Genomic DNA, 16,032 nt, shown 5'->3' on the forward strand with positions numbered 1-16,032 from the left:
CGGGGGGTTGTCGCCAGGACCGCCGGGGTTCAGGAGCTCAACGGGCTCAGGGGTTCAGGAGCTCAACGGGCTCAGGGATTCAGGCCCTTGCTCTGCAGCCAGCCCAGCGGGTCGATCCCGGTGCCGTCGGGCGTGTGGACCTCCATGTGGAGGTGCGGTCCCGTGACGTTGCCGGTCGCGCCGACGCGTCCGATGACGTCGCCGGTGGTGACCTTCTGGCCCGCGCTGACATTGAGCGAGGACTGGTGGCAGTACCAGATCTCCGTGCCGTCCTCGAGCTCCAGGACGGTGCGGTAGCCGTACGCGCCCGCCCAGCCGGCCTCCTTGACGGTGCCGGTGTGCACGGCCTTGAGCGGCGTGCCCGTCGGGGCGGCGAAGTCGAGGCCGGTGTGGTGCCCGGAGGACCACATGGCGCCCGCGTCGCCGAAGTGCGAGGTCAGGGTGTACGAGGAGGTGGGGATGGCGTAGCTCTTGGCGAGCTTCGCGAGGCGCTCGGCCTCGGCCTTGGCCTTCCTGGCCGCTTCTTCCTTCTTCTTCTTGGCGGCGGCCTTGGCCTCCGCCTCCTTCTCCGCGGCCTTCTGCTGGGCGGCGGCCTCTTCGGCGGCCTTCTTGCCCGCGGCCTCCTCGGCCGCGGTGCGTACCGCCTCGTCGGCCTGGTGCTGCTGGTTCTCGGCCTGCTGCATGATGCGGCTGCGCAGGGCCTCGCCCGCGTCGGTGGTGCCCTGCTCGGCGTCGGCGGTGGTGACACCGGCGGCGGTGAGCGGCGCGGCGGCGGTGCGGATGTCCGTGTCGGCGGAGTCCGCGGAGTCGTCGGACATCAAGGAGCCCACGCCCGGCAGGGACTTGGCCTCCGGCAGCGAGTCGGCGACGGCGCCGACGCCCGGCAGGTCGGGCATGGATATGGAGACCGGCGGCTTGCCGCCCTGCGCGGTGGCGATGCCGCCCGCGCCGACGGCGGCTATGACGCCGACGCCGAGGACGGTGGAGCTGCGGGCGAGTCCGCCGCCGCTCTTCTTGTGCACACGGTGCCTGCCGCGGACGGGACGGATGGACTCCTCGGTGGGGTTCCACTCCTCCCAGGTCTCCTGGTCGTAGCCACCGAAGTCGTCGTCATTCGGTATGTACGGAGCTTGGGGGGCAGGCCGGTTGGACGCCACTGGGGCGCACTCCTTTCCTTCCTTCTCGCCTACCGGGTTAGCTGACGGGTTCGGAGCAGGAAGGTCTCCTACGGACATCTGGCACGGATGCGCAGAGGCCCGATTCACCCCAAGTTGGTGGTTCCCCGGCTCCCTTGCGGGATTAGGCGCGTGCGCACGGAGCCGCCTCTAGTGACGGCTGGGACGACCGCGCTGCGTTATCGAACGTTAATAGACGGCGGGGGTGGAATCCAAGCCGTTCCGACTGATCGTTAACGCTCTTGGCCCGTACTTAACGGGACACGCGGGTTCGGAACGGGGCGAGTTGACCCCGGATTCATGCACACCGGAGCTTCACATTCCCTTGACAGGACGTCAGTTTCTATGCGGAGGGGTGTTCCTCACTCACCGTCGGTGACATCCCGCTCCCGCACGACGGGCCGCCGCACCGCGAGCAGCGCCATGTCGTCCGTCGCCCCGCCCCCCGTATGCCGCCGCACCTCCTGCACGAGCGTGGCGAGCAGCGCGTGCGGACCGTCCTTGCCCGGGAAGATCCGGCCGCCGAGCCGGTCCGCGGGATCGTAGAAGACCCCCGCCACATCGCGCGCCTCCGACAGGCCGTCCGTGTAGAAGAGCAGCGTCGCCCCTGGCGGGAACTCCGTCTCGTCCGCCCGGTCCGGCCAGGCCCCCAGATCGCCCATGCCGAGCGGCAGCGCGGGCTCGCTCGCGGAGAGCACCCACAGGCGGCCGTCCCCGCGCAGCAGCAGCGGCGCCGGGTGCCCGCGGTTGATGAGCCGTACGGCGCCCTCGCCGTACGGGATCTCCGCGAGGACGGCGGTGGTGAACCCCTCGAACGCGTCGAGCCCGTCGCGCCGGGTGCCCTCGCGGGCGAGCGCCCGCTCCAGGCGCTGCGCCACCGCCTCCAGCGTGGCCTCCTGCTCGGCGGCCTCCCGGAAGGACCCGATGACCACGGCGACGGCGGCCACCGCGCCCATGCCCTTGCCGCGTACGTCGCCGACGATGAGCCGTACGCCGTGCGGGGTGTCCTGCACCGCGTACAGATCCCCGCCGATGAACGCGTCGGCCTGCGCGGCCTCGTACCGCGCCGCGATGTCGAGCCCGCCGATGCGCGGATCGGGTTCGGGCAGGACGGCGCGCTGGGTGGCCTCGGCGATGGAGCGCGCGGTGGCGAGCCGGGCGTTGCCGCGGCGCACGACGCGGTTGATGACGATCGCGAGGGCGGCGACCGTCATGACGGTGATCAGCTCGGTGATGGCCTCGACATGGCTGTCGAACGCGTTGCCGTAGTGCAGGACGAGGACGGCGACCGAGGCGGCGGCGCCGGTCAGGACGGTGTTGAGCAGCGAGTAGAAGGGGGCCGCGATCAGCGGGGCGGCGGTGAACAGGGGGGCCGCGGTGAACTCGGGCGGCGTCGACGCGTCGTACACCACCCCGGCGATCAGGAGCAGGAAGGGCAGCGCCCTGACGAAGGCCCATTCGTGCGCGGTGGTGCCGTTGTCGTCGACCCGTTCGCCCCGTTTCCCCCCACGGCCGTCCTCGCGTCCTCCTCGCTGCCCCACCGCTCGCTCTCCTGCCGACTCCGCGCCCAACACCGCGCTGCGCTGCACTCAGGCTTCCCGCAGCGCGGTGCGGGTGCGACCTGGTGTGGGCCGACCGGGTTAACCCGGGGCCCGCACCCGGCCGCGGCGGATCAGCTCACGGTCGCGGCCGGCACCGGTGCGAGCCGCCCCGATCTGGCAAGTCCGCGCAGCGCCGCGGCGCAGCACACGCCGACCGCCGCGAGGACCGCCCAGGGCAGCGCGGGCAGCTCGCGGGTGGCGTCGAGCAGGGCGCCCATGCCGAGGTTCCCCGCGGTGATGCCGATGCCGCAGACGGTGTTGTAGAGGCCGTAGTGCGTGGCCACCCAGCGGTCCCCCGCGAGCGAGACGACGGTGTCCATCTCGAAGGGGTAGAGCACCGCGGTCGCCGCGGCGAGCGCCGCCGCGCACAGCAGCAGACCGGCGACCCCGACGTACCCGGAGCCGCCGAGCGCGGGCGGCAGGAACGCCGCGCCCATCAGCCCGAGCCCGGCGACCAGGCACTGCTCACGGCTCCAGGTGCGCCGGCACCAGTCGGTGATGCGCAGCTGCCCGAGGAGCGCGACGAGTCCGGACACCACGAAGAGCGAGCTGGTCGCGACGGTGCCCGCGGTGCCCTCGCCGAGCAGCCGCTCCACGGACAGCGGCAGCGCGAGATAGACCTGGAAGGACAGGACGTACGACCCGGTCATGGCGAGCGAGAAGAGCCAGAACGACCGGTTGCCGAGCACCACGCGCCACTGCCCGCTCTCCTGCGCGGCCGCGCCTCCCCGTCGTGCGGGCAGCCGGAGCACCTGCACCACCGAGAGTCCCGCGAACAGCACGGCGGCCACCGCGCAGGTGAGCCGGAAGTCGAAGCCGGTCAGGGCGAGTCCGACGAGCGGTCCGAGCAGGATGCCCGTCTGGTAGAAGACGTTGAACAGCGCGAACGCCTCCACGCGGCGCTCGGGCGGCCCGGCCTCCGCTGCGACGTACGCCCGTACCGCCGGGTTGAACAGCGCCCCCGCGAGCCCCGTCGCCACCGAGGCGGCGATCAGCACGGGAAGGGTGTCGGCGAAGGCGAGCGCGCCGAAGCCGACGGTACGCAGCGCACAGCCCGCGACGATCATCGGCTTGAACCCCAGCCGGTCGGCGAGCGCGCCGCCCACCAGGAACATGCCCTGCTGGGACAGGTTCCTGACCCCGAGCACCAGGCCCACCGCCCAGGCGGCGAGCCCCAGTTGGCCCGAGAGGTGCGCCGCCAGGTACGGCATCAGCATGTAGAAGCCGAGGTTGATGGTGAACTGGTTGACGAAGAGCAGCTGCACCGCGGGGTCGAAGGCCCTCGCCCGGCGCCAGATCCCCGTCACAGCACCGCACCCTTGGCGCTGCACGCCCACCGGGACCACTCGGTGATGCCCTGCTCGGGCCCCGTCACCTCGCGCGGCTTGTCCGGCACGGCACCGTCGATGAGGCCCTGCGCCGCGCAGTACTCGTCGCTGAAGACCGTGTCGAAGTAGCGCTGCGGGCCGTCGGGGAAGACCGCGGCGACACGGGTGCCGCGCGGCCGGGTCCTGGCCAGCCAGCCGGCCACGAGCGCCACGGCGCCCACGCTCCAGCCGCCGGTGGCGAACTGCCGCTCGGCGAGCCGCCGCGCGCACCGCACCGCCTCCGCGGGCCCGACCCAGTGCACCTCGTCGAAGGCGTCGTGGTCGACGTTGCCGGGGTGGATCGAGGAGCCGAGGCCGCGCATCAGGCGCGGTCCCGCGGTCAGGCCGAAGATGGTCGACGCGACGCTGTCCACGCCGACCAGTTCGAGCCCGGGCAGCGCCGAGCCGCGCAGCGCACGGGCGATGCCCGCCGAGTGCCCGCCGGTGCCCACCGCGCACACCAGGACGTCGAACTGGCCGAGCTGTCCGACGAGTTCGTTCGCGAGACCGCTGTACGCGGCCGGGTTGTCCGGGTTGTGGTACTGGTTCGGGCACCATGCGGAGGCCCCCAGTTCGCGCCCGCTCATCAGCTCGGCGACCCGGTCGACCCGCGCCTGCTGCCAGCCGCCCTCGCCGCTCGGTTCGCGTACGAGATGGATGCGCGCGCCGTGGGCCGTCAGCATGCGCTCCACGATGGGTTCCAGACCGGGGTCGGTCACGATGTGCACGGGGTGGCCGTACTGCACCCCGGCGAGCGCGAGACCGAGCCCCAGCGTGCCGGACGTCGACTCGACGATGGGCGCGCCGGGCCTCAACTCACCGCGTGCCCGCGCCCGTTCGACCATGTAGAGGGCGGCACGGTCCTTGATGCCGCCGAAGTTGAAGCCTTCGAGCTTGGCCCAGAAGCCCCGGCCGCCGTCGTCCGACGGCTCGTCGATCCAGAGCACGGGCGTGTTCCCCACGGCGGCCGCCGCGGGCTGCAAGTTGCTGATCATGTAGGTGAAGTCCTTCGGGTACACGAATGAGGGCACTGACGGAGTGGTCGGGCTCCGTGTGCCCTCAGTTCCTGTCGATCCCGATGGCGATGAGCAGGTGATGTCCCGCGACCGGCGGCCCGGCCCTGGTCGGCGCGCACAGAAACCTTCCGCCGCCCGCGGAGGCCGGCGCGGCCTCGACGCGGCCCGCCCCCACGCCTTGCGGCACCGCGCGGTCCGCGGGCTGCGCGGCGACCTGCTGGTCGGCCTCGGCGTGCTCGCCGTGCCCGGTCCCCGGGCACTCGTGCTGGCCGACGGCGCTGACGGAGGCGCTCGCGGGGGTGGCGTTCAGATGGCCGTGGCAGACGCCGAGGAAGAGCGCGCACACGGCGAACAGCAGCGCGAGGACGAATCCTCGCCCCGGCCTCCGCCTCACCGCTTCCACGCGACCCATAGTGAGCATGAAACTACTCACGGCACACGTGTCAGCGCAAAGCCGCAATGCGCCAAAAGAAATCCGCCCGAAAACACCAAGAACACCAAGAACACCAAGGGCACCAAGGGCACCAAGGGCACCAAGGGCACCAAGGGCACTGAAAACACCGAAGGCCCGGAACCATTTCCATGGTTCCGGGCCTTCGGCCTTCAGTAGCGGGGACAGGATTTGAACCTGCGACCTCTGGGTTATGAGCCCAGCGAGCTACCGAGCTGCTCCACCCCGCGTCGGTGAACCCAACAGTACGCCATCCGGAGGGGTGCGTCGAACCACTTGGGTTTGCTGCGGGTCCGGCCTACGCGTTTTCCGCGTGCGTGAGGGTCTCCCAGGCCACGAAGAGATCGTCCGTGCCCTCGGGCCGCCGCTGCTCCGTGTACTTCTCGGTCTGCGGCATCGCCATCCCGAGCCGCCCCTTCAGATGGTTGAGGCCGACCTCCGTGTCGGGCCCCATGTCGCGCTGCACCGTGCCGCCGCACAGCCAGTCCGGCGCCTTCGCGCCCAGCTGGTACTTGGAGTGGAACTCGAAGGCGGCCCGCAGCCGGTCCTTCGCCTCCCCGTACAGGTCGACGCCCTGGTGGTGGGCGGTCTCCGCCATGTGCGAGGTGGCGGCGAGCGAGTAGCTGGCGTGCTTGAAGTTGCGGCAGGTCTCCTGGGACAGCCCGTCGGCGAAGGTGTCCTGCCCGAACCAGTACTTCTTCAGCTCGGCGGCGGTGTCGATGCCACTGCCCTCCGGGGAGACCGGCAGCTTTCCGTCCGACTCCAGATAGAAGTACGCGGGCACCCGCGTCCGGAAGTGGTGCACGGCCTTCTCGAAGGTGGCGTGGTCGTTCAGGAAGACGGCCATGCCCATGGTGGCGTCGGCCATCACGAGATCCCAGTTCCCGTTGAAGTCGGCGGACCCGTCGCGCACTTGAGGCAGATAGGCATTGCGCAGCATCCGCTCGAAGCGCAGCAGCTGCCCGTCGCTCCAGCCGTCGTACGTATAGCGCACGGCCTCGGCGGCACGTGCCCAGGACGACGCGGCCCAGGCGGTCTGCAGCCCGGCGTTGGCCTCCGTGTGCCCGGTGATCACCTTCGACCAGGCGTCCATGATCTCCACGGCCTTCTCGGCGTGCGCACGGTCCTTGGTGATGTTCCAGAGCAACGCCTGGGTGTACGCGGCCAGGGCGTCCTCACGCTCCTCGACGCAGCCCTGTCCCGGCCGGGTGTCGGGCGGGCACTCCACGACGGCGTACGGCGTCGCCTGATAGTCGTCCGCCGCGTACTTGCTGTCCCGCATCTGCTCGAACGCCGACAGCCAGGGCTCCTCCCGGGCCTCGACATGCGCCCTGACCCGGTCGAGCTGCTGCTTGCTGACGAGTACGCCGGGGTGCTCGAAGGGCAGGTCATGGGGACGGGCCGCGGCGGTACGGGTGTCCGGACCGCCCGAGCCGCCGCCACCGCCGCAGGCCGCGGCGAGGCCGACGAGGAGGACCGTGAGGAGGAGGGCGAGCGAACGCCGCCCCTTGCCGCGTACGCCTTCCGCCATGCTGCACCTCCGGGTCGGGCCCCACTGGCCCGGCAGTCCAGCGTGGCCCGGCCTCCTGCCGCGCGCACGGCAGGGCTGCTCCGTTCGGGCGACGCGGGTCCCGGCGGCGTACGCCCGTCAGATCACGGGCGGCGGCTCACCGCCGGCGTACGCAGGTCAGATCACCGGCGGCCGCCCGAGCCGCGCCAGCCGCCACACCGTCCGCCAGCGCATCGGCCTGCGCTCGCCGCAGGGCGTTCTGATCCCTTCGGCGAAGCCGCCCGCCCAGGCCCGCAGGCCGGGCAGGGAGCGGGTGCGGACGAGGGTGAGGAGGGTCCAGACGCCCAGGTGGACCGGGATCAGCGGGAGCGGGAGGCGGCGGCGGGCCAGCCAGACGCGGTTGCGGGCGGTGTTGCGGTAGTAGACGGCGTGCCGGGCCGGGGAGGTCTTGGGGTGCTGGAGGAGCAGGGCGGGTTCGTAGAGGATCTTCCAGCCGTCGTCGACGGCCCGCCAGGCCAGGTCGGTCTCCTCGTGTCCGAAGAAGAACTGGGCAGGCCAAGTCCCGGTCCGGGCAAGCATGTTCACGGAGAAGGCGTGTCCGCCGCCGAGGAACGCGGTGACCAGACCCCTGCGCATCGGGTCGGTGGCGCGCAGCCGGGGGATGTGGCGGCGCTGCGTCTCACCCGTCTCGTCGGCGATGCGGAAGCCCACGATGCCCAGGCGCGGATCGGCGGCGAACAGGTCCCGCACCGTGCGGAAGACGTCTGCGTCGACGAGCAGTCCGTCGTCGTCCAGCTCGATGACGACGTCCACGTCGCCGTACTCCATGAGCCGGTCGATCGCCACGTTGCGCCCGCCGGGGCAGCCGAGGTTCTCGTCGAGCTCGATGACCGTCGACTTGCCGGGCAGGGCGGGCAGTTCGGGCAGCGGCGAGCCGTTGCCCACGACGACGACCCGGTCCGGGGGCACGTCCTGCATCGCGACGGACGCGAGCAGCGCGTCCAGCTCTCTGGGGCGGTTGCCCATCGTGATGACGACGACGCCCAGACGCGGCGGCTGCGGCACGGTGTCACTCCCTGAGGCCGGGTTCGCGGGGAAGCGGGCCAGTCAACACCACGGCGCCCCGCCGGGCCAAAGCCGGGCGGGGCGCCGTGGTGTCGTACGGGAGGGACCGCGGAGGGTCAGGCCGCCGTGGTCAGCTCGCCGCTGTGGGCGGCTTCGGGCTGCTGCTGCGCGGAGGACTCGGAGGACTCGGGGGCCTTGCGGTCCCGGATGAGGACGATGGCCAGGACGGCGGCGGCGAGCACGCCCGCGGCGCCCGCCCAGAAGGCCGCGGACATCGCGTCGGTGAAGGCCTCACGGGCCGCCGTGGCGAGCGCGCCGTCGCCGGTGGAGGCGGCGAGGGCGAGCGCGTCGGAGACGGAGTGGCCGGCCGCGGCGGGCGCCGAGTCGGGCATCGAGCCGGTGTAGGTGCTGGAGAGGACCGTGCCGAGCACGGCGACGCCGAGCGCCGCGCCGGCCTGCTGGACGGTGTCGTTGAGCGCGGAGCCGACCCCGGCGTGCTCGGCGGGGACCGCGCTCATCAGGGCCGCGGTGGCCGCGGGCATCGCAAGGCCGCCGCCGATGCCGATCAGGACCATGGCCGCGGAGACCATCCCGAACCCGGCGTCCGAGGGGAGCGAGGCGAGCGCGCCGAACCCGGCGGCGATGACGGTCAGGCCCGTCGCGGTCATGGCACGGTTGCCGATCTTGTTGCCGAGCGTGGCGCCGATGCCGTTGAAGACCAGTGTGGCGACGGCCATCGGGGCGAAGGCGATGCCGGTCTTGGAGGGCGAGTAGCCGAGCACGAACTGCAGGTACTGGGTGAGGACGAGCATCAGGCCGCCGTTGGCGAAGGTCAGCAGGACCAGGGAGAAGCTGGCGCCGCTGAAGACGCGGTTGCGGAAGAGGCCGAGCGGGACCATCGGCGATGCGGTGCGGAGCTCCCAGACGACGAAGGCGGCCAGGGCGACGAGGGCGACACCGAGCGAGAGCTGCGTGCTCAGCTGACCGAGACCGGCCTCGGCGGACTCGATGATCGTCCAGACCAGTGCGGTCATGCCGACCACCGAGAGGACCATGCCGAGCGGGTCGGCCTTGCGGGCGGGCCCCTTGGACTCGGGCATCAGGACGAGCGCGGCGACGATGGCGACGAGCGCGATCGGCACGTTCATCAGGAAGACCGAGCCCCACCAGAAGTGCGCGATCAGGACACCGCCGAGCACGGGCCCGCCGACCAGGCCGACCGCGGCCACCGCGCTCCAGGCGCCGATCGCCTTGCGTCGCTCCCCGTCGTCGAAGACGGTGATGAGGATCGACAGGGTGCTCGGCATGATCAGCGCGCCGCCCACCCCCATCAACACCCGTCCCGCGATGAGCTGTTCGGGATTCTGGGCGACGGTGGCGAGCAGTGAGGCGGCCCCGAAGATCGTCAGCCCGACGATCATCACGCGCCGCCGCCCGAACCGGTCGGAGAGGCTGCCCGCGGTGAGCAGCAGCCCGGCGAAGACCAGGATGTACGAGTCGATGATCCACTGGATGTCCTGGGCGTCCGCCTTCAGGTCCTCGGCGATCGGCGGGACCGAGACGGTCAGGACCATGTTGTCGATGACCAGGACCAGCGTGCTCAGGCAGAGCACGATCAGGATGAGCCAACGGCGCGGATGACGGCGCTCTTCCATCGTGGGACCCCTCAAGACGTGGGCGGCGCACCCGCTGCGTACGGGGTGCTCTCGTTGCGAACACTGTACGCACAGCGCACGGTGTGCGCAACAGGCGAACGTCATACGCATATCGAGACCCACTGGTCCGTCGACGGCTGCTGGGACAGCTATCGGGACAGCTGCCGGGACGGCGTCAACTACCGCCCCGGCTCCTCAAGTTCGCCGCCGTGACCCGACGTCACCTCACCCGCGACGGCCGTGGAAGATCCCCCAGGTGAGATGGCCCGCGCGGCAGGCGTCCGCCACCTGCGGCAGGTTCTCCCCCAGGCCCTTCAGATACTCCGCGCTGACGGCGCCCACGAGTCCCGGTGACGGCGTCCTGACCTCCTCGACGAGGCGTTCGTAGTGGGTCAGCATGTGTGCGCTGAGATCCTCGAAGACCACGTCGGAGAGGCCGAGCAGCCGCAACTGCTCGATGTAGAAGCCCGGCGTGGCGAAGTCCTCGTTGGTCAGCCGCTCCGCGAGCGCGCGGACGTCGCTCTCCGCCGCGTCGTCGGCGGCCATGATGTCGGTGAAGACGAGGCGCCCGCCGGGCCGCAGGACGCGTCGCGCCTCCCGCAGCGCCCTTGGCCGGTCGCCGCTGTGGCACAGGGCCTCCTGCGACCAGACGACGTCGAACGTCCCGTCGGGCGCGGGAATGTCGTGGAAGGACCCGGTCACCACGTCGATACGGCCGTCGAGCCCGCACCGGGCGTTCAGTTCGCGGTGCCTGCGGTTCTGCACCTCGCTGATGTTGAGGGCCGTGACCCGGCAGTCGAACCCTCCGGCCAGCCTGCGGGCCGCGCCTCCATAGCCGGACCCCATGTCGAGGACCTTGCCGCCGCCGAGCACGTCGGCCACCTTGGCGGCCAGCCGCTCGACCGTACGTCCGGACGCCACGTCGATCGCTTCGTCCGGGTCCGCGTACACCCCGACATGGATGTCCTCGCCGCCCCAGGCATGGGCGTAGAAACCGTCGACGTCATCGGTGTTGTAGTAGGCGCGTGCCACATCGGTGGCACGGGCCGCATTGTCGTCAGCCATGAGGCATTCCTCGGCAGAACCCGACCGGCACAAACGCCCGCGACCACGTTTCGGCGGGAACGCACCGGCCCCCGTCCCCGCGGATTCCTCCGCAGGTCAGGGGGCTGGTTCGCTCGGTAGACCGTGTGGGACTCGAACCCACAACCAATGGATTAAAAGTCCACTGCTCTGCCAATTGAGCTAACGGTCCTCGTCGGTGCACCCCCGAGCATAGCGGGAGGGACTCCGCCGTCCGATCGGGTATCGCCGTCGAGGGCCGCCAAGGGCTACGGATCGCGGGGTTCCGGCAGTCCGGCGCGGGCCGCCTCGCGGGCCAGGGTGCGCTCGTGCGCCGGGTCGAGGAACCAGTGCCTGGCCGAGATCAGCCACCAGGTCGCCGCGAAGCCGAGGACGACGAGCACCGCGATCGGGGCGTAGTTGAACGTCTCCCAGGTGACCGGCGAGACCTGCGGCAGCATGAACAGGACGGTGATCACGCCGACCCAGGCGACCGCGACGACACCGACCGGGCGGGACCAGCGGCCCAGGTGCCAGGGCCCGCGTTCGAAGGCGTCCCCCTTGCGCAGCCGCAGCAGGGTCGGGATGACGTACGCGATGTAGAGCCCGATGACGGCGATCGAGGTCACCGCCGCATACGCCGTGACGTTGATCAGATACGGCAGGCCGAGCACCAGCGCACCGAGCGCGGCGAGCCAGACGGCGGCGACCGGGGTCCTCGTGCGCGGGCTCACCGCATGCCAGATGTGCGAGAACGGCAGCGCCCCGTCCCGCGAAAAGGCGTAGATCATGCGGGAGTTGGCGGTCACGGACGCCATGCCGCAGAAGAGCTGCGCGCCGATCACGACGAGCAGGAGCAGCTTGCCCGCCGTCGCGCCGAGGGCGTCGAGGAGGATCTGCGCGGGCGGCGCGCCGGTCGCCGATTCGCGGGCGCCGTCGTACGACTGGATGGCGAAGGTGAAGCCGAGCAGCAGCACGAAGCCCGCGATCCAGGAGGTCCAGATGGACCGGACGATGCCCTTCGGTCCCGCGGTCGAGGCGTCGTGGGTCTCCTCCGTCATGTGCGCGGAGGCGTCGTAGCCGGTGAAGGTGTACTGCGCCATGAGGAGGCCGATGAGTACGACGTACAGGCCGCTGCCCCACCCGGTGTTGTTCACGAACTCGGTGAAGACGAAGGACGCCGACTGGTGCGAGTCGGGCGAGAAGGCGAGCGCGCCGACGATGACCGCGACGCCGAGCACGTGCCACCACACGCTGACGCTGTTGAGCAGCCCGACGATGCGTACGCCGAAGGTGTTGAGCAGTCCGTGCAGCACGAGGATCGCGGCGAAGAGCAGGATCGTGCGCTCCTCGGTGACCGCGAAGTCGAACTGGAGGTTGAGGTACGCGCCCAGGAACGACGCCGCGCCGAAGTCGATTCCCGCGGTCACCGCGACCTGCCCGAGCACGTTGAACCACCCCGTGAACCACGCCCACGCGGCCGCCGTGCGCGCGGGCGCGAGCCGGTGCGCCCAGAAGTAGAGCCCCGCGGACGTCGGATACGCGGAGCAGATCTCCGCCATCGCGAGGCCGACGAACAGCGTCATCAGTCCGACCCCGACCCACCCCAGGTGATCAGGGCGGGACCGCCGGTGTTCATCCCGAACAGGTACATGGTCAGGCACCCGGAGAGGACCGAGATGATCGTGAACGAGACCGCGTAGTTGGAGAACGCCGACATCCGGCGGGCGAGCACCTGGGTGTAGCCGAGCTGCGCGAGCCGCTCCTCGTCGGAGCCGGGCGCGGGCGGGGTCGTGGTCGGTGGTGGCTGCTTCCGTTCACTCGGGTCACTTGTCATGCCCCCAGCGATTCCCTCGCCGGGGGCACGGCATGCGCCATGGAAGGCCATGAGCCGACCGCTACGGCCCGGCTAGAAAATGCCCTTGTACGTCAGCCAGCCGGAGGCGATCTTCGTGCGCCCCGAGAAGGCACCCTTCCCCTTGCCGGTGTTGCGGTAAAGGTCACCCTTCTTGTCCCGCACCACCAGGTCCGGAATGCCGTCGCCGGTCACGTCACCGGACCCGATGACGTGCGTGTACGGAGCGCCCCAGCCCTTGAAGACCGTGACCCGTCCCTTCAGCTTGCCGTCACCACCGCCCTCGAAACGGAAGAGCGTCCCGTCCTTGTGCCGGGCGAGCACGTCCCCGATGCCGTCGCCGTTCACGTCGCCCACGCCGGTGATGTGGGTATACGCCTTCCAGTTGGTGCCGATCCGCACGCCGGACGTCAGCTTGCCCGCCTTCGTGCCGCGGAACACGTACATGTCACCGGTCGCCGCCTTGCGGGCGATGAGGTCCGGGATGCCGTCGCCGTTGAGGTCGCCGGGCGAGGTCAGGACGTTGTACGCGCCCCAGCCGCCGCCGAGCGAGACCTTGGCCGCACCCGGCGCGGGCGGGCCCGAGCAGGCACCGTTGTAGCGGTGGAGCGTCCCCGCGGTGTTGCGCACAAGGAGGTCGTTGCAGCCGTTGCCGCTGAGGTCGCCGAACGGGACGTATGTGTACTTGGTGTTCCAGCCCGCCTTGGACGCCTTGGTGTGGCTGCCACCGCCGAAGTCGTGCGCGGTGAGCGCGCCCTTGGAATTGACCGTGTAGAGGTCGCCGCGGCCGTCCGTGTGGGCGTCGCGGTACGGGGCGGTGCCGCCGGACAGCCGCAGCGTGCCCGTCTTCACCGAGCGGTACGCGCTGTCCCCCGCGCCCTTCGCGCTCACCTTCCAGGCGTACGTTCCGCTGACCGCCTTCTTGCCGTCGGCGGTACGTCCGTTCCACTCGGCGGAGACGGACGCGGCACCGCGCGCGGACCCGGCGACCGTCGCGGCCGTCTTGCCCGCCCCGTCGGTGAACGTCACCTTCCAGGCGGTGGCGGGCCGGGAGAGCTGCCAACTCCCCTTCCACTTCTCCTTGCTGCTGCCGCCGATGTAGAGGTTGTCGCTGCCGACACGCGACTCGATCGAGGTGATCGGCGAGCGCGGCACGGACACCGGCTTCACATGCACGCGCCGCTCGGCGTCGGCGTACGCGATCGGGCCGCCGTACTTGTCGACGGTCCAGTCGACCCCGGCGCGCGCCCCCGAGGGGACGCGCGCGAAGCCGGTCGTGGTGACCGCCGCGGCGGAGGCGCCCTTGTGGAAGTCGGTGAGGTCCAGGTCGATGCCGTTCTGGCGGACGAGGTAGCCGTCGGCGAGCAGCACGGGGCCGCCCGCGGGCACGGCGATGTTCTTCTTCGCCGTCTGGTCCCACACCCCGGCCTTGCCGCCGCACGCCCAGTACAACCAGCGCCCCACCGCCTGCAGTTCGTTCGGCACACAGCCCGAGCCGAGCTTCACCGCGGCGCCCGTCTTCTTCGACTTCAGGTCGTACGAGTCGACGCTGCCCGCCGTCGCGGCGGGCTTCCACACCTTGGTGCCCCACACGGCGGCGGAGCGGGCCGTCAGGGTGTGGGTGACGCTGGTGGCGTCGGACTGCTCGGTGTCACCGACGTAGAACTTGTCCGTGCCGTCCTTGCGCAGGAGCGAGTAGCGGCCGGACGCGTCGGTGACGGTCACGGGGCCCGCGCCCGGGGTGACGTTGCGGAACGAGTTGGTGCCGGTGGGCATGTGTGCGGAGTCGCCCGCGGAGTACACGACGCGGCCGTTGCCGGTCGCGTGCGCCCTGACGCAGTCCGGGCCCGTCGGCGCGCACCGCTTGTGGTCGAGTCCGTAGATGAATCCGCGGGTGGGTCCCGAGACGACCTTCGGATCGCCGTCGACCGCGAGGTCGTAGTCGTAGAACGTGCCGAGGCCGTTGATCGGGCTCGTCGTCCCGAGCGTCAGCCTGCCGCCGCCGAGTGCCATCCCCTGGATCGCGGCCCTGACCGGCTCGATGTCGCGCACCTTGCCGAGCTTGACGCCGCCCGAGCCGTCGTCGGACACCCGCCGCACGGCCCAGTCGGAGGCGCTGGTGCCGCCCACGGCGAGGACCGACCCGTCATCGGCGGTGGCGAGGCCGGTCGTGGCGTGCTTCAGGAGCGTCTCGTGGCCGCCGCCCCCGATCCGGACCGCGAACAGCGGCTGGGCGACGTGCTGTTGGGGCAGCGCCTCCTTGTGCACGACCAGGATCCGGTCGCCGGCCAGGGCCATGGTCGCGTTGCGCCGGGTCGTGGACTGGACGGGGCCGGGCACGGAGGTCTGCACGGGCTGCGCGTCGGCGCGGTCGCGGTCGACCGTGTACGCGGTCGCCACCTCGGCCCAGTAGCCGAGGACCCGGTCCTTGGAGAGCGCGAACCCGCTCGGCACCGCCCGGCCCTCCAGGCCCGCGAAGACCCGGGTCAGCTTGCCGGTGCGGTAGTCGAGCAAGAACGCGCGATTGGTGGAGGGGCCCGACCGCAGCATCACGACCGCGCCGTCGCGGTCCTGGGCGCGCACCCCGGCGAAGCTGGTGACGTCGTCCGGGAGGCCGCTCACGGCCTGCTCGGTGACCTGCCCGTCGGCACCGGCCCGCAGCAGATGGAACGCGGTGATCCGGCCTTCGGCACCGCGTTCGTACGTCACCGCTGTGCGGTCGGTGAAGGCCTTCTGCGCCCAGGTCCGGCCCTCGGGGACCGTGATCGACGCGGCCTCCCCGGTGTCCAGGTCGGTGAGGTCGAGGGTGCGGGTCGACTGGGAGTAGCGGCCCGCGAGGGAGCCGTTCCACCAGTTGGCCGCCGGTGCGGTACGGGACTCTCCGGTGGCGTAGTCCGTCCACTGGATGTCACCGCCCTCTTCGCGGTGCACATAGCCGGTGCGGCCCGCCGCGTGCAGCGTCTCGGTGCGCGGCGCGAACCGGGGCGTGGCATCGATGACAGTCTCGGCGGAACCCGCGGCGACGGCGGCCGTCTGCGGGGTGAGCGCGAGCAGCCCGGTGGCGAGGGCGGCGACGGCGGCGATGCCGCCGCGCGCCCGGACGTGACGAGACAAGGAGGTCCCCCCATGGGATCCGATGACGTGGAGTGTCAGGTGCGGCTCGCGCGCTCCCCAGGCCCCACCCCGGAACATCCGCGTACCCCACCAAATGCCCGGATTTTAACAGGAGGGAGTGAGGTGAAGGAAAGCAAAAACAGCAGCGGGCCCACCCCCGA

10 protein-coding genes, 2 tRNA genes, 1 pseudogene and 1 riboswitch are annotated in these 16,032 nt (G+C 71.3%); all 13 genes and pseudogenes read right to left on the reverse strand.

The features are described 5' to 3' along the window. Positions 1-71: 71 nt before the first annotated feature. The 13 genes and pseudogenes from ACFWZ2_RS31120 to ACFWZ2_RS31180 all read right to left on the reverse strand — a co-directional run bounded on the left by ACFWZ2_RS31120 (position 72) and on the right by ACFWZ2_RS31180 (position 15,871). Positions 72-1,157, reverse strand: a complete 1,086-nt coding sequence (locus ACFWZ2_RS31120; RefSeq protein WP_384551322.1) for a M23 family metallopeptidase — start codon at positions 1,155-1,157, stop codon at positions 72-74. Between the two features lie 11 nt (positions 1,158-1,168). Continuing rightward, positions 1,169-1,316: riboswitch (cyclic di-AMP (ydaO/yuaA leader) on the reverse strand. A 221-nt stretch (positions 1,317-1,537) separates the two neighbouring features. Further along, positions 1,538-2,716 (reverse strand): PP2C family protein-serine/threonine phosphatase, encoded by a 1,179-nt coding sequence (locus ACFWZ2_RS31125; RefSeq protein WP_384551324.1) that lies wholly within the window; start codon positions 2,714-2,716, stop codon positions 1,538-1,540. A gap of 131 nt (positions 2,717-2,847) precedes the next feature. Next, positions 2,848-4,083 carry an MFS transporter gene (locus tag ACFWZ2_RS31130; protein ID WP_384551326.1) on the reverse strand — a complete coding sequence of 412 codons (1,236 nt, stop codon included), beginning with the start codon at positions 4,081-4,083 and terminating at the stop codon, positions 2,848-2,850. Continuing rightward, positions 4,080-5,138 carry a PLP-dependent cysteine synthase family protein gene (locus ACFWZ2_RS31135; RefSeq protein ID WP_384551328.1) on the reverse strand — a complete coding sequence of 353 codons (1,059 nt, stop codon included), beginning with the start codon at positions 5,136-5,138 and terminating at the stop codon, positions 4,080-4,082. Before ACFWZ2_RS31135 ends, ACFWZ2_RS31130 begins: the two co-directional genes overlap by 4 nt. A 64-nt stretch (positions 5,139-5,202) precedes the next feature. After that, entirely contained in the window at positions 5,203-5,562 is a 360-nt protein-coding gene (locus ACFWZ2_RS31140) for a hypothetical protein (protein ID WP_384551330.1), read from the reverse strand. 204 nt (positions 5,563-5,766) lie between these two features. Beyond that, positions 5,767-5,840, reverse strand: a tRNA-Met gene (locus ACFWZ2_RS31145). A gap of 68 nt (positions 5,841-5,908) precedes the next feature. Then, a complete protein-coding gene (locus tag ACFWZ2_RS31150) occupies positions 5,909-7,141 on the reverse strand; it encodes an alginate lyase family protein (protein WP_384551332.1) in 1,233 nt (410 codons plus the stop codon). 156 nt (positions 7,142-7,297) lie between these two features. Next, the gene (locus tag ACFWZ2_RS31155; protein WP_384551333.1) at positions 7,298-8,185 is read right to left on the reverse strand and encodes a glycosyltransferase family 2 protein; all 888 of its coding nucleotides are present in this window, start codon (positions 8,183-8,185) and stop codon (positions 7,298-7,300) included. Positions 8,186-8,301: 116 nt separating this feature from the next. Then, positions 8,302-9,840, reverse strand: coding sequence for an MFS transporter (locus ACFWZ2_RS31160; protein WP_384551335.1), 1,539 nt, complete (start codon positions 9,838-9,840; stop codon positions 8,302-8,304). Positions 9,841-10,065: 225 nt separating this feature from the next. Then, positions 10,066-10,905 carry an SAM-dependent methyltransferase gene (locus ACFWZ2_RS31165; protein ID WP_384551337.1) on the reverse strand — a complete coding sequence of 280 codons (840 nt, stop codon included), beginning with the start codon at positions 10,903-10,905 and terminating at the stop codon, positions 10,066-10,068. Positions 10,906-11,022: 117 nt separating this feature from the next. Continuing rightward, a tRNA-Lys gene (locus ACFWZ2_RS31170) sits at positions 11,023-11,095 on the reverse strand. A 76-nt stretch (positions 11,096-11,171) separates the two neighbouring features. Next, a pseudogene (locus tag ACFWZ2_RS31175) lies at positions 11,172-12,622 on the reverse strand (amino acid permease). A gap of 189 nt (positions 12,623-12,811) precedes the next feature. Then, on the reverse strand, positions 12,812-15,871 hold the full coding sequence (locus ACFWZ2_RS31180) for an FG-GAP-like repeat-containing protein (RefSeq protein WP_384551338.1): 3,060 nt from the start codon (positions 15,869-15,871) through the stop codon (positions 12,812-12,814). Positions 15,872-16,032: the final 161 nt, after the last annotated feature.

The organism is Streptomyces sp. NPDC059002, from assembly GCF_042740435.1.
Taxonomy (GTDB): domain Bacteria; phylum Actinomycetota; class Actinomycetes; order Streptomycetales; family Streptomycetaceae; genus Streptomyces.